The sequence below is a fragment of the Polaromonas potterensis genome, from assembly GCF_033446725.1.
Classification (GTDB): Bacteria; Pseudomonadota; Gammaproteobacteria; order Burkholderiales; family Burkholderiaceae_C; genus Polaromonas.
Map to the genome: position 1 here is coordinate 327,334 of NZ_JAWQLX010000003.1, position 19,872 is coordinate 347,205.

Below are 19,872 nucleotides of genomic sequence, written 5' to 3' on the forward strand. Positions count from 1 at the left end.
AGGCCACAACTGTCGTCATGCTTTCACCTCATTTTTTTTCGCTCCGGAGATTTTTCCGCGCAGCCGCTCAAACAGCTGTTTGGCAAAGCCGGCCACCCCCTGAGGAAACAACAACACCAGCAGCAAAATGATGGCGCCCAACATTGCACGCCAGTAGTCGGTGTTGCGCGCCACGGTGTCGTGCAACCAAGTGAAGGTCACCGCGCCCACCACCGGACCCGCCAAGGTCTGGATGCCACCCAGCAGCACCATCACCAGGCCATCCACCGACTTGCCGACACTCAGGCTCTCGGGCGAAATGCTGCCCTTGGAAAAGGCATACAGCGATCCGGCCAGGCCCGCGGCGGCGCCGGCGATGACAAACGCCGTCCACTGCATACGTTTGACGTCAATGCCTATGGCATCGGCCCGCAATGCCGAGTCGCGCCCAGCGCGCAATGTGTAGCCAAAAGGCGAGAACAACACGCGGCGCAACCACAGGATGGTGGCAATCACCAGGACCAGGGTCAGCCAGTAATACATGCGTTTGTCCGACAGCCATTCGGAAGGCCAGACCCCGGTGAGCCCATTGCTGCCACCAGTGAAAGAATCCCACTGGTAGGTGATGGCCCAGGTGATCTGTGCAAACGCGAGTGTCAGCATCGCCAGGTACACCCCCGACAGCCGCACTGCAAACCAGCCGTAGATAAAAGCGCCAGCGGCCGCCACCAGTGGTGCGACCACCAGTGCCAGCTCCATGGGCATGCCGATGGAACGCACCAGCAAGGCAGCGCCATAAGCCCCCAAACCAAAGTAGGCTGCGTGTCCGAAGGAATGCATGCCGGCCGGGCCCATGATGAAGTGCAGGCTGGCCGCAAACAGTGCTGCAATCAGCAGGTCAATCATCAAGACCGTGGTGTAAGGCGAGCCTGCGGTGAACAAAGGCATGGCCGCCAGCACCAGCCCCAGCACGGCCGCCGCGATGACATAGGTCCGACTGCTTTTGCGCAGCGGTTCCTCCTGCATGCCAACATAACGGCTGGGTGCTTGTGGCCGGCCAAACAGGCCCCACGGACGCCAGACCAGCACAATGGCCATGACCAGGAAATCAGCCACCAGCGTGAGTTTGGAAAACGAAATGCTGTAGCCGAAAATTTCGACCACGCCCAACCAGATACAAATCGCCTTGATCTCGGCAATCAGCAAGGCCGCGGCATACGCGCCCGGGATAGACCCCATGCCACCGACCACCACGACCACAAAAGCCGAACCGATGGTGTTGAGGTCCATCTCCAGCGTGGCCGGTTCGCGCGGCAATTGCAAGGCGCCGCCCAGGCCGGCCAGCATGGCGCCCAACGCAAACACGGCGGTAAACAACCAAGCCTGGTTCACACCCAGCGCACTGACCATTTCACGGTCTTGTGTGGCGGCACGCACCAGCGTGCCCCAGCGCGTGCGCGTCAGCAGCAGCCACAGCAGACCCAGCACCACCGGACCCACCACGATCAGAAACAGGTCGTAACTCGGAAACTGGCGACCCAGAATCTCGACCGAGCCCGACAGACCGGGGGCACGGGGACCCAGCAGTTCGTCGGGGCCCCAAAGATAAAGTACAGCGTCCTTGATGACCAGCACCAGCGCAAAAGTCGCCAGCAACTGAAACAACTCGGGGGCCTTGTAGATGCGGCGCAAAAGCACCACCTCTATCAGCGCCCCCAGAATACCGACGGCCACCGCGGCCAGCAGCAAGGCGGGCCAGAAACCCAGGCCTCCGCCCAGTCGATCGACCAGCGTGTAAGCGATGTAGATGCCGACCATGAAAAAAGAACCATGCGCGAAATTGACAATCCGCGTGACGCCAAAGATCAGGGACAGACCGGCTGCCACAAAAAACAGCGACGAAGCGCCGGCCAGCCCGTTAAGCAACTGGACGATGAAGCCTGAAAAACTCATTCAATAATCCTCTGGAGCCGATTGGCCGCACCGCGCCACTCAAGCAGCGCAGTGCGGTAAGGGCTGGTTGCTCAGTCCGCGGCGCGGGATTTCTTCACGTCGGCAGCGGAAGGCTGGAACTTGGCGCCATCGAAATAGGTGTAGTCCACCATCACGCCCTTGCCATTGTCATTTTTCGTCTTGCCGACGAAGGCGCCCATCGTGGACTGATGGTCCTCGGCCCGGTAGTTGATCTTGCCGAAGGGGGTCATGACTTCCAGGCCCTTGAAGGCGGCCACCAGCTTGGCGGAATCCGTGCTTTTGGCCTTGGCTGCGCCAGCGGCGATGGACTTGATGGCACTGTAGCCAACCACCGAACCGAGGCGTGGATAGTCCTTGAACTTGTCCTGATACGCTGTGAGGAAGGCCTTGTGTTCCGGCGTCTGGATGCCGTGCCAGGGGTAACCGGTCACGATCCAGCCGTTGGGGGTCTCATCCTTGAGTGGATCGAGGTACTCGGGTTCACCGGTCAATACGCTGACCACGTCGCGCCCTTTGAACAAGCCGCGCGTATTGCCTTCGCGAACAAACTTCGAGAGGTCGGCACCGAACAAGACGTTGAAAATTGCGTCCGGCTTGGCATCGGCCAGGGCCTGCACCACGCTGCCGGCATCCACCTTGCCGAGTGGCGGCGCCTGTTCGGCCACGAACTCGACATCAGGCTGCGCCGCCTTGAGCAGTTGCTTGAAAGCGGCCACGGCCGACTGGCCATATTCGTAGTTGGGGTAAACCACCGCCCAGCGTTTTTTCTTCAGCTTGACGGCCTCGGGAACCAGCATCGCGGCCTGCATATAGGTCCCGGGGCGCAAGCGGAAGGTGTACTGATTGCCACCCTGCCAGGTCATCTTGTCGGTCAGAGGCTCGCCGGCCAGGAAGAAAAACTTTTTCTGCTTGGCGAAGTCGGCCACGGCCAAACCGGTGTTCGACAGGAAGGTGCCGGTCAGCACGTCGATCTTTTCACGTGAAATCAGTTCTTCGGCCACACGCACGGCATCGCCGGGGTTGGCATTGTCGTCGCGCGTGATCAGCTCGAGCTTTTTGCCATTGACGCCACCGGCGGCGTTGATTTCTTCAACCGCGAGTTCCATGCCTTTTTTGTAGGGTTCGAGAAAAGCGGGCTGGGCCTTGTAGCTGTTGACCTCGCCAATCTTGATCACCCCTTGGGCATGCGCTGTCACCAGCGAAGCCATGAGCCCCAGGTAGGTCATCGTGCTCAGAACTTTGAATTGCATCTTCATAAAAACTCCTGTCGTGGATCGGATTGAGCGGGATGGGTTCGGTGTTTACCGTAGCCCGTCTTCGCCCTTGATGTCGTGGATCTGCAGTCCGCCCACGCGCGGTAGTGGCCGGCCACTGTCTGTAACGACGACAGCAACCACAATTTCATTGGCACGAGGCGCATCGGCCACACGCGCTTCCATCGCATCGAAGTGGCTGCGCACAAAAGCCGCATCCTTGTGCCCCAGCGGCACGTCAATCGCGGTGCCCAGACCACCGCGTTTTTTGCTGGATGGCACCAGGGCCGCCCCTTTTTCAACCGCCAGGCGCAGCGGCGCACCCAGCTTGGGATGCAGGATGGCGGCGGCATGCTCCAGTTCCCCGGCCTCACCCACAATCGCCGCCTTGCCATAACTGTGCGCCTGGCCAGGCTCAATTCCCAGAGCTTCCACGCACTTCTGCCCCAATAGAGCGCCCAACTCTTCACCGATAGCGATCAACTCGTCGAGGTTTTCCTGGTACACGCCGGCAAACGGGTTGGCGATCACGGCCATGGCGAGCGCCTTGCGGGTTGGCGGATTCACCGCGCGGCCCATTTCAACACGGGTCTCATCGACCTGAACAATGATTTTGCGAATTTTGGCTGTCATGATTTTTTCCTTGAATGGGGTCGTTCTATGCCGTGCCGGATCAGCGCAAGCCGTCCCACTTGCTGATGGCGCTGGCGGCCAGGCCACCCACACGCGCATGAATGCGCGGGCCGGTACTCATGGCCAGAATGAAAACAATTTCATCCGCCAGGGGTGCACCGGGCACACGCACCTCGATGGCGTCGAAATGGCTGCGAACATATACGGCATTGACGTGGGTCATGGGCACATCCAGCGTGGCGCCGGGCCCCCCCACTTTTTTGGTCGAAGGCACGATGGCCAAGCCATTGCCAGGTTGCCCGTTTTTTTCTTCGGCTTGGCCTTTGGCGTAGGCATTGGCGTCGCCTTTCCAGCCCAAGAGTTCGCGCATGGCATAACCACCGGGCACATGCCAGAGTGCGCCATGCTCCAACTCACCAGCCGCCCCCACGATCGCTCCTTTGCCATAACCCTCAATGCGCTCAGCGGGCACACCCATCGCGGCCCGCAGGCGCTGCGCCATGTCAAGGCCGACGGGTTGCAGCGCCTCCATCATCGGCAGAATGTCGGCTTCGTAACGACCCGCATACGGATTCGTGAGCACAACCCCAATCGCACCACGCAGCAGCGGGGTGGCGGCGACAGGACCAAACTCGTGCTGAATTTGCTCCACGTGCGTAAAAATGCGTCGTATTTCAATCATCGCTTTGAGTCCATCCGTTTCATTAAGCAAATACCGAACCAAGCTGCTGATGGGCACGCCGGTTTTCCAATGTTTTCGTGGTCGGGTCACCGGTGGTCACGATCTGATTCTGGCAAACCAGCGCGGCCGACCAGATCAAGCCGGCAGCACGCAGGGTCTGCGCGCGCTTGAGTCCCGCACGCAAGGCTTGCTGCACCCGGTCCGGCGCCAGTGGCGGCACATCTACGGTCACGAGCATAGACCCCAGATCGGTGTCGTCCTTCAGTTCGCAGGCCGGCCGGCGGACAATACCTGCATCATCCAAGTCCACGGCATTGGCAATCACGGTCGCCGCGGCATCGGCTTCGGAAGCCGTGCGTGCCAAGACCGTGACGCTGTCGGCGATTCCCAGCGAAAAACTCCGTCCGCGCCACCCGCTGGTGGCGACACCGCGAACCGGCAACACGCTGGAGACGTCAAACTGGCCGTCCGTCAAAATGCCATCCCGAATTTCATCCAGGCCCAGACGCGCAATATCCGCGTAAAGGCCGATCCGCACCGATTGCGAGGATGCCAGATGCAAGGCGATGTCGCCGCCATTGTTGACCCAGGCCCGCGTCACACCGCTACGGTCGTAACAGGCGATCAGCTCCTGGGCCACCGCACCGGCCACCGCCGCCATCGGGGTGATAAAGCTGCGTTGATAAGGCTGGCAGGCTTGCCACATGCGCCTGGCAATCAGCCCTTGGACCGGACAGTCGCCCTGCACCGGGCGCCGCAGGGCGGTGAGTTCCTGCACCAGCTCATCCAGAATGCCGGTGAAACGTTGCCATGCCGCAGCATGCGCCGCGTCCACGGATGCCGGACTGCCATGGGCGCCAATCACAATGTCCATGGGCCCCTGCTGGAAATGCCAGCGGCCATCGGGCAGTGGCGTGCGTTGGGCAAACATGCTTGCTCCGATCAACCCAACAAGGGCGGACGCGCCAGTGGCCAGGGATTGGCCGGGGGAAGCTGAACCCACGCCAGTGCCGAGGGTGCACCTTCGTTGTGCCAGGCTCCCCGTTGCAGTGCATCCTCCAGCGTGCGCACGTAGTCCATGTGACCACCGAGGGCACGGTAGTCGTCCAGCTTCATGCTGAACTCAATCGGCGCCACGATGGCCGGTGTAGGTACGGTTCCAAAGCTGTTGTCGGGCATACGCATGACATCGGCCATCACGGTGATGCCGCCCCCCGGCCACACATAAGCCGGTGCGCCGCCGCAGGTGACATTCACCAGGGCCTCCTTGATGGCACGGGTCAGAAGCACCGGATTTTCCGTGACTCCGGCACGCAAGCTGCCGCCGGCGCCGCCGAGAAAAAGCACGGTGGACAGGGAGGGTTCGCAGTTCTCGCCAATCCGCTCCACGATGCGACGCACCTCTGCGGGCATTTCCTGCTCCACAGGACAAAGCGCTTCATCCAGCACATACCAGCTCGCATGTTCGCCGGTGGTTGAGGTCATCAACAGGCGCAAGCCCGGCCAGGCGGTGGCCGCATCCCAGCTTTCAATGATGGACAAAGGGTCGGCAATGTCGGTGCCGCCCCAGCCGGTGCCGGGGTTGGCCACCTGGAAATAACGGCCTGGCGTGGATTTTCGCCCGCGCATCTTGATGCCAGACGCGCGCATGTCCAGACAGCGGCCGGCCTGGTGCTCGGTCAACACACCGGTGATGTGGTCATCCACCACCACAACCTCGTCCAGCTTGCCGAACAACTGCTTCGCAAAAATGCCGATGGTGGCCGAACCGCAACCGACACGCATGCGTTTTTCTTCTACCCCGTTGACAATCGGCGCGCGGCCGGCCTGGATCAGGATTTGGGAGCCGCCGTCAATCGTGAACTCCACGGCCTGCTTGTTGCCCATCGCCTTCATCATCTCCACTGTCACGCGACCTTCTTTTTTGCTGCCGCCGGTCAGGTGATGCACGCCGCCCAGTGACAACATCTGGGAGCCGTACTCCGCCGTTGTCACATGGCCAACCACTTCACCCTTGCAGCGAACATTGGCCTGCTCGGCGCCAAGAAAACGGTCGGTGTCTATCTTGACCTTGAAGCTGCAGTAACTGAATATGCCTTCCGTGACCACGGTAACCATATCAACGCCGGCGGCTTTCGACGACACGATGAAAGGCGCCGGCTTGTAGTCCGGGTAAGTCGTCGACGACCCGACACCGGTAATAAACACCTCGTCAGCCAACAACAAATCCCCACTCCACGACGCTGGCGCTGCGGGCGCCGGCGCAGCTTCGGGCGAGAGGGCCTGAGCGGCAGGATCATCCACCGCCACGCGGCCGGCAAAAGCAACCACAGAAGCGTCCTGGCCAGCCAGGGTGCGGCGCAACAACAACACGGGATCGACCCGCACCAGGGTGCCGCCGCGATTGGCATACCGGTCACAAGCGCCGCTGCGGCCATCCGAAATCTGGCACAACACGGGGCAGGCATTGCACTCGATTTTTTCGCTGTTCATGCGCTCATTGCGCGGCCGGGCTTTCTCCAGCACCTGGGGCGGCTCCGGCGTATCCATGCCGGGCAAGCCATCTGTCTTTGTATGTTCGGTCATCGTCGTCGCCTTCTTGTGGCCATCCATCCGCTCGCGTCTTTGATGTAGCGCACACTTAATTTATGTGTTGCGTTTGCTACATTTCAAATCAATGTAGCGCATACAGATTTCCGACGCAATGGTGTTTGCGAGCCGTTTTCCTGAAATCATAAAAAAATGTTGTACTCACTACATTTAAATGTTGTGTCCACTACATTAATGTGGCACATTGGCAGCCATGGATGACTCGACTATCAGCTCGGCCCGTGCCGCCAAGGAGCATTTATGACCCACGTTGTCACGGACCCCTGCATCAAATGCAAATACACGGATTGCGTCGATGTCTGTCCGGTAGACTGCTTCAAGGAAGGGCCAGACTTTCTGGTGATTGATCCTGACGAATGTATTGATTGTGCCGTCTGCATCCCGGAATGCCCGGTCAATGCCATTTACGCGGACACGGACACACCCGATCAGTTTCAGCCCTTCCTGGAAATCAACGCACGCCTTGCCAAAGACTGGCCCACTATTTCCAAACGCATCGCGCCCTTGCCCAGCGCGGAGCAATGGAAAGACAAAACCGGTAAGCTGGCGAGCCTAGACCCCGTCAACTGAAGACTTCAACCCCTCTCCTACATCCGTCCATCACCATGAGCGCTTTCAACGAAGAAACTGTCCTGTCCGTCCACCACTGGACCAACAAGCTGTTCACGTTCACCACTACCCGCGACCAGTCCTTGCGCTTCAGCAACGGCCACTTCACCATGATTGGCCTGCGGGTCAATGACAAACCGCTGCTTCGTGCCTACAGCATCGTGAGCCCGAATCACGAGGAACACCTCGAGTTTCTCAGCATCAAGGTGGCAGACGGCCCCTTGACCTCGCGCCTGCAGCACATGAAAGTCGGCGACAAGATCATCGTGGGGCGCAAACCCACCGGCACGCTGGTGATTGACTACCTGCTGCCGGGCAAGCGGCTCTACCTGCTGTCCACTGGCACCGGCCTGGCGCCTTTCATGAGCATCATCCGCGACCCGGAGACCTACGAGCGTTTTGAACAAGTCGTCCTGGTGCATGGCGTGCGTCAGGCTGACGAGCTGGCCTACCATGACCTGGTGGTCGACCACCTGCCGCAGCACGAATTCCTCGGCGAGCTGATCTCCAAACAGCTGCTGTATTACCCCACGGTGACCCGGGAAACTTACCGCAACATGGGCCGCGTCACCGACCTCATGGAAAGCGGCAAGATGTTTGCCGACCTGAACTTGCCGACACTGGACCCGGCCCATGACCGCGTCATGATTTGCGGCAGCCCGGGCATGCTCAAGGATTTGAAACACCTGCTTGAAAAAACCGGCTTCAAGGAAGGCAACACCTCCAAACCCGGCGACTTCGTCATTGAGCGTGCTTTTGCCGAGCAATGAAAAAGGATATCGCCCCCACGCTTGTCGCTTCGCGTACTGCGCTGCCCCCCGAGGGGGCTGAACTTGCTCGGGGCGGCCCTTCGCGGCGTTCGATGACCCCCACGCTTGTCGCTTCGCGTACTGCGCTGCCCCCCGAGGGGGCTGAACTTGCTCGGGGCGGCCCTTCGTGGCGTTCGATGACCCCCACGCTTGTCGCCTCGCGTCGTTCGCGATCCGCCGAGGAGGCTGAGTTTCCTGGCGTGGCACGGCAAAACATGGCCCACTGAAAACTCACCAGACTGCGACCGGAAATTCACCCCCCAGCCATGACAGCCAAGACCAGCACAGCCCGTTCACCCGTCCCAAAGCGTGCACCTGCAAAACGGCCCGGGGTGCGGGAGCAGGCGGCGCAAACCACACGCGACAACATCCTGCGCGCGGCCACCAAGGTATTCGCCCGTTACGGCTACGAGGGCGGTAGCGTCGAAAAAATCTCACAGACCGCGAAATCTTTCGACCGGATGATTTATTACTACTTCGGCAGCAAGGAAGGCCTGTTCATCGAGGTTCTCGAAGACATGTACCGCCGCATGAACGATGCGGAGCTGGCTCTGCAACTCGACATCGAGCAACCCGTGGCGTCGCTCACGGAAGTCATCAACTTTGTGGTCTCCTACTACAGCAAAAACCCCGAGTTCATCACGCTGCTCAACACGGAAAACCTGCACCGCGGTAAACACATCGTCAAGTCGGCACGCGCCCGGGAATATTCATCTCCGGCGATTGCCATCATCCGGCAACTGCTGGAAAGTGGTGTCACCAAAGGTGTTTTTCGCGCCGATGTTTCCGCGCGCAATGTCTACCTGCTGATTGCCGCGACCGGTTATTTCTACATCTCCAACCGACACACCTTGTCAGCCTTCCTGGGCGAAGACCTGCAGGCCCCGCAAGCCCTGGCCGAATGGCAGGCCTTCATCATCAGCACTGTGTTGCGCACCGTCATGACCACGCCCTGAACGTCGCGACCACGCTGGCCTGTACGGACGCGTCAGCGTTATCCCCTCACCTTCAACAAAAAAGGACACCCCATGGCAGAAGCCGCCTCGACCGGAAAATCAGGAAAAGTCGTCATCACCAACATCGGCCTGCTCCTGTCCGGCGACATCGATCAGCCCATCCTGGACGCCGACACCATTGTGGTGAACGATGGCCTGATCGTGGCCGTCGGCAAAGCCAAGGATTGCGACACCGCCCATGCCGTGACCGTGATTGACGCCCACCAGACCTGCGTCGCGCCTGGCCTGATCGACAGCCATGTGCACCCGGTTTTTGGCGACTGGACACCGCGCCAGAACCAGATCGGCTGGATTGACTCCACCATGCACGGCGGCGTCACCACCATGATCTCGGCGGGCGAGGTGCACCTGCCCGGCCGGCCCAAGGACATCGTGGGCCTGAAGGCACTGGCCATCACGGCGCAGCGCGCGTTTGACAACTTCCGGCCCGGCGGCGTCAAGGTGCTGGCCGGTGCGCCCATCATTGAAAAAGGCATGGTCGAGCAGGACTTCAAGGAACTGGCCGAAGCCGGCGTGACCCTGCTCGGCGAAGTCGGCCTGGGATCGGTCAAGGCCGGTTACGAGGCCAAGGAAATGGTCGCCTGGGCGCGCAAATACGGCATCCAGAGCACCATCCACACCGGTGGTCCGTCGATTCCCGGCTCCGGCCTGATCGACAAGGACGTGGTGCTGGAAGCGGATGCCGATGTGATCGGCCACATCAACGGCGGCCACACCTCCTTGTCGGAAAACCACGTCTGCGAGTTGTGCGAAAAATCCTCACGGGCGATCGAAATCGTCCACAACGGCAACGAAAAAGTCGCGATTGCCGCAGCCCAGGCAGCCTTGCAGCTCAAATGCCCGCACCGCGTGATCCTGGGTACCGATGGCCCGGCCGGCTCCGGCGTGCAGCCGCTGGGCATGTTGCGGCTGATCTCGCTGCTGTCCAGCCTGGGCAACATCCCGGCCGAGTTGGCCTTTTGTTTTGCCACCGGCAACACCGCACGTATCCGCAATCTCAACTGCGGGCTGATCGAAGTCGGCCGCGATGCTGACTTTGTCTTCATGGACAGGGCCCAACACACGGCCGGCCGCGATCTGCTGGACAGCGTGCAGCGTGGCGATATTCCGGGCGTGGGCATGGTGATGATCGACGGCCTGGTGCGCTGCGGCCGCAGCCGCAACACGCCGCCGGCCACCACCATTCCCAGCGTGGTGACCCATGCTTGATGCCTTGGCCAAGCCAGGACCGTTGCCCCTGAAACCGGGGCGCTGAGGCATGCCACATCTCCACACGCCGACCAAGGAAGAAACGTCGGGGCTTGAGCCGCTGGACCGCTTGGCGCTCAACGACATTGTGGTCGTCTCCACACGGGAACAGGCCGAGCAAGCCCTGAAAGACCTGGCGCCCAGCAACGTGCTGGGTTTTGACACCGAGTCAAAACCGACGTTTTTCAAAGACCAGGTGTCCGAAGGGCCGCATGTGGTGCAGTTTTCCACGCTGCACAAGGCTTATGTTTTTCAGTTGCACGACGTGGGCTGCCGCGAGGCGGTCTCGGCCCTGCTGCAGTCACCCAGCATCACCAAGGTCGGTTTTGGCCTGGCCGGCGACCATCAGCAAATCCGGCGCACCCTGGGGGTGGAACCCCAGAATGTGCTGGACCTCAATGTGGTGTTCAGGAAAATGGGTTATGTCAAGGAGATCGGCGTGCGGGGCGCCGTCGCCGTGGTGTTCAAGCGGCGGTTTTTAAAGTCGAGAAAAGCCACCACCTCGAACTGGGCCAACCGCCAGTTGACGGAAAGCCAGATTGTTTATTCGGCCAATGACGCCTGGGCGGCGATCCAGGTCTTTCATACCCTCGGCTTGTCGCCGCAGCCCATTTGAACCCTTAGTCGGCGTCAAAGCGCTGCCGGAAGGCGGCGCAAAACTGCGGGCTGCCGCTGATCACCAGGGTCAAGGTCTGCCAGGATGCGGCGGCGGCATCCCCCTCGCTGGCCTCCTGCAGGTCCACATCCCACTCGCCGCCCTCGTCCAGCGGCGCCTGCTGGCCCGGAAAGGCGGCATGGGCCCAATCCAGCACCTGTGCGATTTCAGCGCGGACTGCGGCGACCTGTTCGGGCCGGACCGACGCCATGGCATCAAACGTCCCGCCGCCCTGCGGGTCCTCGCTGTAATCAAAGTCCAGGAAGTTCAGGGCGCGTCCTGCTCGTCCAGTTCGTCCTGGGCATCATCCGGCCGGCTAGCGGCCTCGCCGGCCGGCCTGGCTTGGCGGTGACCCGCCTTGGCCAGCAGTTCCAGGTAAAAGGCATCGCCGCCTTCTTTGGCGACCGCATCCACCAGGGTCATGATGGTGGCAAAGTGAACCACCTCGGCCTGGTCTTCGCTGCTGCCAAAGCGGCAGTCAAAGTCCCAATAGTCCACACCCTCGGGCAGGGGCACGCGACGCTGGCGTTTGACGTATTTGCGGATCTCGTGTTTGACGGCGTCCAGCACGCGGTCGCGGTTTTTACCTTCGATAGTGAGTTTGAATGTTTTTTTCATGGCTTCCCTTTAGTCGCTCGATGTTCAGTCCTGAAGCGGCTGATTCGCAAGCCTTCGATTATGCGGCCTCCCCCTCTTGCCCCGTCTTGGGCGCGGGGGCTTAAACTGGGTCTTTGCGACGGGCTCTTTTCCCTGTCCGCTGTCACCTTCACAAAGCCCTTGTTCATGCCATTTTCTTCCCTGGGTTTGTCCCCCGCCCTCCTGCGCGCTGTCAGCGCCAAGGCCTACCCGGCTCCCACGGCCATCCAAGCGGCGGCCATTCCGGCCGTGCTGCAAGGCCGTGATGTGTTGGGCGCGGCACAAACCGGCTCGGGCAAAACCGCCGCTTTTGCGCTGCCGCTGTTGCAACAGTTGCAACAAATCCCCAGTGAAAAGCCGCGCCGCGTGCGTGTCCTGGTCCTGGTGCCCACACGTGAGCTGGCGGCCCAGGTTGGCGAAGCCATTCGCAGCTTCTCGCAGCAGTTGCCGCAGGCCTTGAAGGTCGCGGTGGTGTTTGGCGGCGTGTCCATCAACCCGCAAATGATGAATCTGCGCGGCGGGGCCGACATCGTGGTCGCCACGCCCGGCCGCTTGCTGGACCTGGTGAACCAGAACGCGCTGGTCTTGTCCGGCGTCTCGGCGCTGGTGCTGGACGAGGCCGACCGCCTGTTTGACCTGGGCTTTGCCGACGAACTCGCGCGCATCCTCGCCTTGCTGCCGCCCAAGCGCCAGAACCTGTTTTTCTCGGCCACCTTTCCGACGGCCGTGCAGGCGCTGGCGAATCAGTTGTTGCGCGACCCGGTCCGTATCGACGTGTTGGCTCAGGAACAAGACGAACCCGACATCCTGCAGCGGGCGATGGCGGTCGATCCCGAGCGGCGCACCCAGTTGCTGCGCCACCTGATCGTACAAAACGCCTGGCGCCGGGTACTGGTGTTTGTGGCGACCAAACATGCGGCCGAAATGGTGGCCGACAAATTACGCAAGGCCCGCATCAACGCCGAACCTTTCCACGGCGAATTGAGCCAGGGCAAACGCACGCAGGTGCTGGCCGACTTCAAGGCGTCCCGGCTCAAGGTGGTGATTGCCACCGACATCGCCGCGCGCGGCCTGGACATCTCGCAGTTGCCGGTGGTGGTGAACTACGACTTGCCGCGTTCGGTGCACGACTACATCCACCGCATAGGCCGCACCGGCCGCGCGGGCGAAAGTGGTGTGGCCCTGAGTTTTGTCAGCGCCGACACCGAGGCGCATTTCCGCCTGATCGAAAAACACCAGGGCCTGGCCCTGCCGCGCGAGCAGGTCGAAGGCTTTGAGCCACGGCAAGACCCGGCGGCACTGCCGCCCTCCACCGGTGGCATCAAGGGCAAACGCCCGAGCAAAAAAGACAAACTCCGGGCGGCCGCGGCCGCCGCAAACCACTAACCGCCGGCGTTGACGCGGGCCTTCAGGCTGGTGATGGCATAACCTTTTTCGGCGATCTGCTGCTCCAGCCCGTCAATCGCGTATTTGCCCAGCAGCTCGGCCTGGGCACCGCCCTCCACACCGCGGGCCTCGGACGCCCAATCGGTGTTGGTCGCCTCCTCAGGAATAAGCCGGCCCTCAGGCACGGCCAGGTAAGAGTGCCGCTGGTCGGATTCGGCTCGGCGGTAAATGTCCACACGCATGGTTTTCTCCTTGGCTGGCTCGCTGAGCGTTCTACCTTATCGCCCTGTCGCCACAACGCTCTAGGGAAAACCCTAAACCCCTTCTTAAAACCCTGACAAAGGCGGTTCAGGGGTCGGCTTTTGCTCCTGTTTTTATAGCTGTTTGCGCCCGTCTTTCATGGGCTGGAGGCCAATTTCGCTCATAAATATCGCGCCACCCCAGGAAGCAGGCGCCAGAGCGGCCCGCCAGACACCCAGGTGACGGGCCGGCGGGAACAGCCGCGCTAAGCTGCGACGACAACGACCTCGCCATCCCGGACACCATCCCCACACAGGAGCCCCCCATGAATGATCTTTTCTCCCTCCAGGGCCGCACCGCCCTGATCACCGGCGGCTCGCGCGGCATAGGCCGCATGATCGCCGCCGGCTTTCTGGCCCAGGGCGCGCGGGTTTATATTTCGGCGCGCAAGGCCGCCGCCTGCGACCAGGCCGCCCAGGAGCTCTCCAGCCTGGGCCACTGCGTCTCGCTGCCGGCCGATGTGTCCACTCTGGCCGGGGCCGCCGCCCTGGTCGCCGCCTATGCCGCACACGAGCCCCAGCTCGACATCCTGGTGAACAACGCCGGTGCCGCCTGGGGCGCACCGTTTGACGAGTTTCCGGAAAGCGGCTGGGACAAGGTCGTGGACTTGAACCTCAAAACCCCTTTCTTCCTGACCCAGGCCTTGATGCCGCTGCTGCGCAAGGCGGCCGAAAAACGACCGGCCAAGGTCATCAACATCGCCTCCATCGACGGCATTTCGGTCAATCCGATGGAAACCTATTCCTACGCAGCGAGCAAGGCCGGCCTGATCCAGCTCACGCGGCGTATGGCGGTGCGCCTGGTCCAGGACAACATCGTGGTCAGCGCGATTGCGCCCGGCGCTTTTGCCTCGGACATGAACAAGGACGCCAGAGACCACGGCGACGCGGTGGCGGCGCGTATTCCGGCCGGGCGTGTCGGACAAGATGCCGACATGGCCGGCGCGGCGATTTACCTGGCCTCGCGCGCCGGCGACTACGTGGTCGGTTCCACGTTGGTGGTGGATGGCGGCGTCACCCATGCACGTTAAACAGCGCGTTGGCCCACACCGGACTCGCTCCATTTTTGATAGCTGCTTGCGCTTGTACGGCATGGGTCAGCGCCTCTTTTGACTTAAAAAACTAGCCTGCCGCCATTGGATCACCGAAAGCCGCGTGACCCGCCTGCGTGCGGCTTTACCACACATTGGTGCATCGCAACATGCTGGTGAAACTACTTAAGTTCTAACCCGCTGGTGTGGCCCAGTGGGGCTCGTTAGCATCCGCTTATCTTGTCGCGGATCGGGGTGTCCGCCATATGCCATTTAAATAGCCGGAGAGCAATTTGCCAGCGGAATTCATTCTTGAAACGCAGGGTTTGACCAAGGAATTCAAGGGATTCGTGGCCGTCAACCAGGTGGACCTGAAGGTCCAGCGCGGGCATATCCACGCGCTGATCGGCCCCAACGGCGCGGGCAAAACCACCTTCTTCAACCTGCTGACCAAATTTCTGCACCCGACCACGGGCACCATCCTGTTCAACGGCAACGACATCACCACCGAAAAACCGGCGCAGACAGCGCGGCGCGGCATTGTCCGTTCCTTCCAGATCTCGGCGGTGTTTCCGCACATGACGGTGCTGGAGAACGTGCGCGCCGCATTGCAGCGCAACCTGGGCACCTCGTTTCATTTCTGGAAAGCCGAAGACACGCTGTTTCACCTGCACGACCGTGCCCGCGAGTTGCTGGCCCAGGTCGACCTGAGCGCCTTTGCCGACGAACTCACCGTCAACCTGCCTTACGGCCGCAAACGCGCGTTGGAGCTGGCCACCACGCTGGCGCTGGAACCCGAGCTGATGCTGCTCGACGAACCCACACAAGGCATGGGCCATGAAGACGTGGACCGTGTGACGCAGCTGATCAAAAAAGTCTCCGTCGGCCGCACCATCCTGATGGTGGAACACAACATGAATGTGGTGGCCTCGATTGCCGACCGCATCACCGTGTTGCAACGCGGCGCCATCATTGCCGACGGCCCGTATGCCGAGGTCTCCAAAAACCCGCTGGTCATCGAAGCCTATATGGGCACCGTCAATACCGAGCTGCAAGGAGCGCATTGATGACCAAAGAATTGCTCCGTATCGAGAACCTGCACGCCTGGTATGGCGAGTCGCATGTGCTGCACGGCGTCAACCTGACCGTGCATGAGGGTGAAGTCGTCACCCTGCTGGGACGCAACGGCGCCGGGCGCACCACCACCATGCGCGCCATCGTTGGCCTGACCGGCACACGCAAAGGCTCCATCCAAATCAAGGGGGAAGAAACCATCAAGCTGGCGCCACACAAGGTGGCCCGTCTGGGCGTGGGTTATTGCCCCGAGGAACGTGGCATTTTCGCCAGCCTGACGGCCGAGGAAAACCTGATGTTGCCGCCCACGATTGCGCCTGGCGGCATGAGCATCGCCGAGATTTACGACATGTTCCCCAACTTGAAAGAGCGCGCGTCCAGCCCCGGCACCCGCCTCTCAGGCGGCGAACAACAGATGCTGGCGGTGGCGCGTATTTTGCGCACCGGTGCGCGTTTGCTGCTGCTGGATGAAATCTCCGAAGGCCTGGCACCCGTGATTGTGCAAAAACTCGGCGAGATGATTCTCACGCTGAAAGCCAAGGGTTACACCATCGTGCTGGTCGAGCAGAACTTCCGTTTTGCCGCGCCGCTGGCCGATCGTTTTTACGTGATGGAGCACGGCACCATCGTGAAACAGTTTGCCCAACACGAGCTGACCCAGAACATGGGCATGCTGCAGGAATACCTGGGCGTTTGAGCGCCCCGCGCCCAGCCCACCAGACTTTTTTCGCGTTTTAGACAGCCCCACTTTAACCAGGAGACACCATGAAACTCAAAACCCTCGTCGCCGCTTTGGCCATTGGATTTGGCGCCGCGGCGTCCGCGCAAACCAACACGGGACCGGTCAAGATCGGCATGATCACCGACATGTCCGGCCTCTACGCCGACATCGACGGCCCGGCGGGTGTCGAAATGGTCAGGTGGGCCGTGCAGGACTTTGGCGGCAAGGTGCTGAACCGCCCCATCGAAGTGTTGTCGGCCGACCACCAGAACAAACCCGACATCGCCAGCTCCAAGGCCCGCGAATGGATGGACAAGGACAACCTGGCCATGCTGGTCGGCGGCACCAACTCGGGCACGGCGCTGGCCATGGCCAAGGTTGCGGCCGAGAAAAAACGCCCCTTCATCGCGATTGGCCCCGGCTCGGCCCGCCTGACGAATGAAGACTGCTCGCCTTACACCGTGCACTATGCCTACGACACCGTGGCCCTGGCCAAGGTGGCCGGCTCCGCCCTGGTCAAGGCCGGCAACAAAAGCTGGTACTTCCTGACGGCCGACTACGCCTTCGGCCACTCCCTGGAAAGCGACGCGGCCTCGGTGGTGAAAGCCAATGGCGGTACCGTGGCTGGCGCCGTGCGCCACCCGCTGAATGCCTCCGACTTCTCGGCCTTCCTGCTGCAGGCGCAATCCTCCAAGGCGCAAATCCTGGGCCTGGCCAACGCCGGCGGCGACCTGATCAACTCCATGAAGGCGGCCAAGGAGTTCGGCATCACCAAAACCATGAAAGTGGCCGGTCTGCTGGTGTTTATCAACGACGTGCACAGCCTGGGCCTGGCCAACACCGAAGGCCTGCAACTGGCCGACAGCTGGTACTGGAACCAGGATGACGCCTCGCGCAAATTTGCCAAGCGGTTCTTCGAGAAATACAAACGCATGCCTTCCAGCCTGCAGGCCGCTGACTACTCGTCCGTCACGACCTACCTCAAGGCCGTCCAGACCGCCGGCACCACCGACGCCGACAAGGTGATGAGCACGCTCAAGGGCATGAAGATCGACGACTTCTACAACAAGGGCCAGATTCGCGCCGACGGCCGCATGATTCACGACATGTACCTCTACCAGGTCAAGGGCCCGAAAGAGTCCACCACGCCATGGGACTACTACAAGACCGTGGCCAAGGTGCCTGGCGAGCAGGCCTTCACCACGGTAGCCGATTCCAAGTGCTCGCTGCTCAAGAAGTGATCTGACGGCGCCGGTGGCCCATCGCCCTTGCGATCGGCCACCGGGCTTTTTTTACCTTTGCATTTTTCTCACTCTCCAGGCGTGAACTGACGGGCTTTCATGGAAATTTTCGGCATTCCCCTTCAAGCTTTTATGGGCCAGCTCTTGCTGGGCCTGGTCAATGGCGCGTTTTATGCCCTGCTCAGCCTGGGGCTGGCGGTCATTTTTGGCCTGCTGGGCATTGTCAATTTTGCGCACGGCGCGCTCTACATGCTGGGCGCCTTTGCCGCCTGGATCATGCTGGACCAGCTCGGCATCAATTATTGGGCGGCGCTCTTCCTGGCGCCACTCGTTGTGGGCATTTTGGGTGTGGTGATAGAACGCCTCTTCCTCAAGCACCTGTACAAGCTGGATCCGCTGTACGGCCTGCTGCTGACCTTTGGCCTGGCCTTGATTGCCGAAGGCATTTTTCGCGAACTCTACGGCGTCTCGGGCCAGAATTACCCGGTGCCCGAACTGCTGTCGGGCGCGACCAACCTGGGTTTCATGGTGTTGCCCAACTACCGCGCCTGGGTGGTACTGGTGTCGCTGGTGATCTGCCTGGGCACCTGGTACCTGATTGAACGTACACGGCTGGGCGCCTACCTGCGCGCCGGCACCGAAAACGCCGCGCTGGTGCAGGCTTTCGGCATCAATGTGCCGCTGATGGTCATGCTGACCTATGGCGCCGGCGCTGCGCTGGCCGCGCTGGCCGGGGTGCTGGCGGCACCCATCATCCAGGTCAACCCGCTGATGGGCTCCAACCTCATCATCGTGGTGTTTGCCGTGGTGGTGATAGGCGGCATGGGCTCGATTCTGGGCTCCGTTCTCACCGGCCTGGGCCTGGGTCTGGTCGAAGGCCTGACCCGTGTTTTTTATCCCGAAGCCTCGAACATCGTGGTCTTTGTGATCATGGTCATCGTGCTCATGTTCAGGCCCGCCGGCCTGTTTGGCAAGGAAGCCTGAACCATGAACAACAGCCTGACCGATACCGCCGTCCCTCCAACCACCATGCCCAAAGCCGCGCCCCTCATGACTGCAAGCCGCATCACCTACCTGGCCCTGCTGGCCCTGCTGCTGGTGGCACCCCTGCTCGGGCTGTATCCGGTGTTTGTCATGAAGCTGCTGTGCTTCGCCCTGTTTGCCTGCGCCTTCAATCTGCTGCTGGGTTTTACCGGCCTGCTGTCCTTCGGCCATGCCGCCTTTTTTGGCTCGGCCGCCTACGTCACGGGCTGGTTCATCAAGTCACAAAGCTGGACCCCGGAGCTGGGCCTTGTGGCCGGCACCGTGGCGGCCGGACTGATTGGTCTGGTGGTGGGCCTGGTCGCCATCCGGCGCCAGGGCATTTATTTCGCCATGATCACGCTGGCGATTGCCCAGATGGTGTTTTTTGTTTGCCTGCAAGCGCCTTTCACTGGGGGTGAAGACGGTTTGCAGGGCGTGCCGCGTGGCCGCCTGCTGGGCCTGCTCTCGCTGGAATCCGACACCACCATGTATTACTTCGTGGTGGCGGTGTTTGTGCTGTGTTTTCTGTTCATCTCGCGCATCGTGCATTCGCCTTTTGGCCAGGTGCTCAAGATGATCCGTGAGAACGAACCACGTGCGATTTCACTGGGCTATAACGTGGACCGTTACAAGCTGCTGGCCTTTGTGTTGTCGGCCGCACTGGCCGGTCTGGCCGGCTCGCTCAAAACCCTGGTCATGGGTTTTGCCACCTTGTCCGATGTGCACTGGTCGATGTCGGGCGAGGTGATTTTGATGACCTTGCTGGGCGGCGTGGGCACCTTCTTCGGTCCGGTGTTTGGCGCCGGCATCGTGATCGCGCTGCAAAACCTGCTGGCCGACAAAGTCGGCTCCTGGGTCACCGTGATCATCGGCGTGATTTTTGTGCTGTGTGTGCTGGCCTTCCGCAAGGGTGTGGTCGGCGAGCTGCAGGCTTATCTTGAGCGGCGTCGGCGCGCTGCCGGCACGCCCGGCGCCTGACAGCCCGCGCGCTGT

21 protein-coding genes are annotated in these 19,872 nt (G+C 61.3%); 12 read left to right on the forward strand and 9 right to left on the reverse strand.

The genetic code is table 11. From position 1 onward, the window contains the following. Nucleotides 1-15: 15 nt before the first annotated feature. The 6 genes from R6254_RS07560 to R6254_RS07585 all read right to left on the reverse strand — a co-directional run bounded on the left by R6254_RS07560 (nucleotide 16) and on the right by R6254_RS07585 (nucleotide 7,107). Nucleotides 16-1,932: an ABC transporter permease gene (locus tag R6254_RS07560; RefSeq protein WP_318405669.1), complete on the reverse strand. Its 1,917-nt coding sequence runs from the start codon at nucleotides 1,930-1,932 to the stop codon at nucleotides 16-18. 71 nt (nucleotides 1,933-2,003) lie between these two features. Then, complete coding sequence (locus R6254_RS07565; RefSeq protein WP_412103136.1) at nucleotides 2,004-3,203, reverse strand: ABC transporter substrate-binding protein; 1,200 nt, start codon at nucleotides 3,201-3,203, stop codon at nucleotides 2,004-2,006. A 51-nt stretch (nucleotides 3,204-3,254) separates the two neighbouring features. Beyond that, nucleotides 3,255-3,839 (reverse strand): amino acid synthesis family protein, encoded by a 585-nt coding sequence (locus R6254_RS07570; protein ID WP_318405670.1) that lies wholly within the window; start codon nucleotides 3,837-3,839, stop codon nucleotides 3,255-3,257. A gap of 40 nt (nucleotides 3,840-3,879) precedes the next feature. Continuing rightward, entirely contained in the window at nucleotides 3,880-4,521 is a 642-nt protein-coding gene (locus R6254_RS07575) for an amino acid synthesis family protein (RefSeq protein ID WP_318405672.1), read from the reverse strand. A 22-nt stretch (nucleotides 4,522-4,543) separates the two neighbouring features. Beyond that, the gene (locus R6254_RS07580; RefSeq protein ID WP_318405674.1) at nucleotides 4,544-5,452 is read right to left on the reverse strand and encodes a UPF0280 family protein; all 909 of its coding nucleotides are present in this window, start codon (nucleotides 5,450-5,452) and stop codon (nucleotides 4,544-4,546) included. A gap of 11 nt (nucleotides 5,453-5,463) precedes the next feature. Further along, the gene (locus R6254_RS07585; RefSeq protein WP_318405676.1) at nucleotides 5,464-7,107 is read right to left on the reverse strand and encodes a 6-hydroxynicotinate reductase; all 1,644 of its coding nucleotides are present in this window, start codon (nucleotides 7,105-7,107) and stop codon (nucleotides 5,464-5,466) included. A 264-nt stretch (nucleotides 7,108-7,371) separates the two neighbouring features. On the opposite strand from R6254_RS07585, the gene fdxA reads away from it, so the two are divergent. The 5 genes from fdxA (at nucleotide 7,372) to R6254_RS07610 (ending at nucleotide 11,429) form a co-directional block, all read left to right on the forward strand. Beyond that, nucleotides 7,372-7,701 carry a ferredoxin FdxA gene (gene fdxA, locus R6254_RS07590; protein ID WP_318405677.1) on the forward strand — a complete coding sequence of 110 codons (330 nt, stop codon included), beginning with the start codon at nucleotides 7,372-7,374 and terminating at the stop codon, nucleotides 7,699-7,701. 35 nt (nucleotides 7,702-7,736) lie between these two features. Then, complete coding sequence (locus tag R6254_RS07595; RefSeq protein WP_318405679.1) at nucleotides 7,737-8,510, forward strand: ferredoxin--NADP reductase; 774 nt, start codon at nucleotides 7,737-7,739, stop codon at nucleotides 8,508-8,510. A gap of 305 nt (nucleotides 8,511-8,815) precedes the next feature. After that, nucleotides 8,816-9,505 (forward strand): TetR/AcrR family transcriptional regulator, encoded by a 690-nt coding sequence (locus R6254_RS07600; RefSeq protein ID WP_318405681.1) that lies wholly within the window; start codon nucleotides 8,816-8,818, stop codon nucleotides 9,503-9,505. Nucleotides 9,506-9,577: 72 nt separating this feature from the next. Further along, entirely contained in the window at nucleotides 9,578-10,774 is a 1,197-nt protein-coding gene (locus R6254_RS07605) for an amidohydrolase family protein (protein WP_318405683.1), read from the forward strand. Between the two features lie 49 nt (nucleotides 10,775-10,823). Further along, nucleotides 10,824-11,429 carry a 3'-5' exonuclease gene (locus R6254_RS07610; RefSeq protein ID WP_318405685.1) on the forward strand — a complete coding sequence of 202 codons (606 nt, stop codon included), beginning with the start codon at nucleotides 10,824-10,826 and terminating at the stop codon, nucleotides 11,427-11,429. Nucleotides 11,430-11,433: 4 nt separating this feature from the next. Here R6254_RS07610 and R6254_RS07615 read toward each other — a convergent pair whose 3' ends face one another. Together R6254_RS07615 and R6254_RS07620 are read right to left on the reverse strand one after the other, a co-directional pair. Continuing rightward, the gene (locus R6254_RS07615) at nucleotides 11,434-11,679 is read right to left on the reverse strand and encodes a hypothetical protein (protein WP_318405687.1); all 246 of its coding nucleotides are present in this window, start codon (nucleotides 11,677-11,679) and stop codon (nucleotides 11,434-11,436) included. A 56-nt stretch (nucleotides 11,680-11,735) separates the two neighbouring features. Beyond that, nucleotides 11,736-12,086, reverse strand: coding sequence for a DUF6172 family protein (locus R6254_RS07620; protein ID WP_318405688.1), 351 nt, complete (start codon nucleotides 12,084-12,086; stop codon nucleotides 11,736-11,738). A 165-nt stretch (nucleotides 12,087-12,251) separates the two neighbouring features. Between R6254_RS07620 and R6254_RS07625 the strand changes: the two genes are divergently transcribed. After that, entirely contained in the window at nucleotides 12,252-13,490 is a 1,239-nt protein-coding gene (locus R6254_RS07625; RefSeq protein ID WP_318405689.1) for a DEAD/DEAH box helicase, read from the forward strand. Here R6254_RS07625 and R6254_RS07630 read toward each other — a convergent pair. Further along, nucleotides 13,487-13,732 carry a DUF6139 family protein gene (locus R6254_RS07630; RefSeq protein ID WP_318405691.1) on the reverse strand — a complete coding sequence of 82 codons (246 nt, stop codon included), beginning with the start codon at nucleotides 13,730-13,732 and terminating at the stop codon, nucleotides 13,487-13,489. The genes R6254_RS07625 and R6254_RS07630 overlap by 4 nt on opposite strands. 323 nt (nucleotides 13,733-14,055) lie before the next feature. Between R6254_RS07630 and R6254_RS07635 the strand changes: the two genes are divergently transcribed. From R6254_RS07635 to R6254_RS07660, 6 genes are all read left to right on the forward strand, one after another. After that, on the forward strand, nucleotides 14,056-14,820 hold the full coding sequence (locus R6254_RS07635; protein WP_318405693.1) for an SDR family oxidoreductase: 765 nt from the start codon (nucleotides 14,056-14,058) through the stop codon (nucleotides 14,818-14,820). Nucleotides 14,821-15,113: 293 nt separating this feature from the next. Then, the gene (locus tag R6254_RS07640; RefSeq protein ID WP_318405695.1) at nucleotides 15,114-15,887 is read left to right on the forward strand and encodes an ABC transporter ATP-binding protein; all 774 of its coding nucleotides are present in this window, start codon (nucleotides 15,114-15,116) and stop codon (nucleotides 15,885-15,887) included. Continuing rightward, a complete protein-coding gene (locus R6254_RS07645) occupies nucleotides 15,887-16,591 on the forward strand; it encodes an ABC transporter ATP-binding protein (RefSeq protein ID WP_318405697.1) in 705 nt (234 codons plus the stop codon). Before R6254_RS07640 ends, R6254_RS07645 begins: the two co-directional genes overlap by 1 nt. Nucleotides 16,592-16,659: 68 nt before the next feature. After that, on the forward strand, nucleotides 16,660-17,856 hold the full coding sequence (locus R6254_RS07650) for an ABC transporter substrate-binding protein (protein WP_318405699.1): 1,197 nt from the start codon (nucleotides 16,660-16,662) through the stop codon (nucleotides 17,854-17,856). A gap of 99 nt (nucleotides 17,857-17,955) precedes the next feature. Beyond that, nucleotides 17,956-18,840, forward strand: a complete 885-nt coding sequence (locus R6254_RS07655; RefSeq protein ID WP_318405700.1) for a branched-chain amino acid ABC transporter permease — start codon at nucleotides 17,956-17,958, stop codon at nucleotides 18,838-18,840. Between the two features lie 45 nt (nucleotides 18,841-18,885). Beyond that, on the forward strand, nucleotides 18,886-19,857 hold the full coding sequence (locus R6254_RS07660; RefSeq protein WP_412103137.1) for a branched-chain amino acid ABC transporter permease: 972 nt from the start codon (nucleotides 18,886-18,888) through the stop codon (nucleotides 19,855-19,857). Nucleotides 19,858-19,872 lie beyond the last annotated feature (15 nt).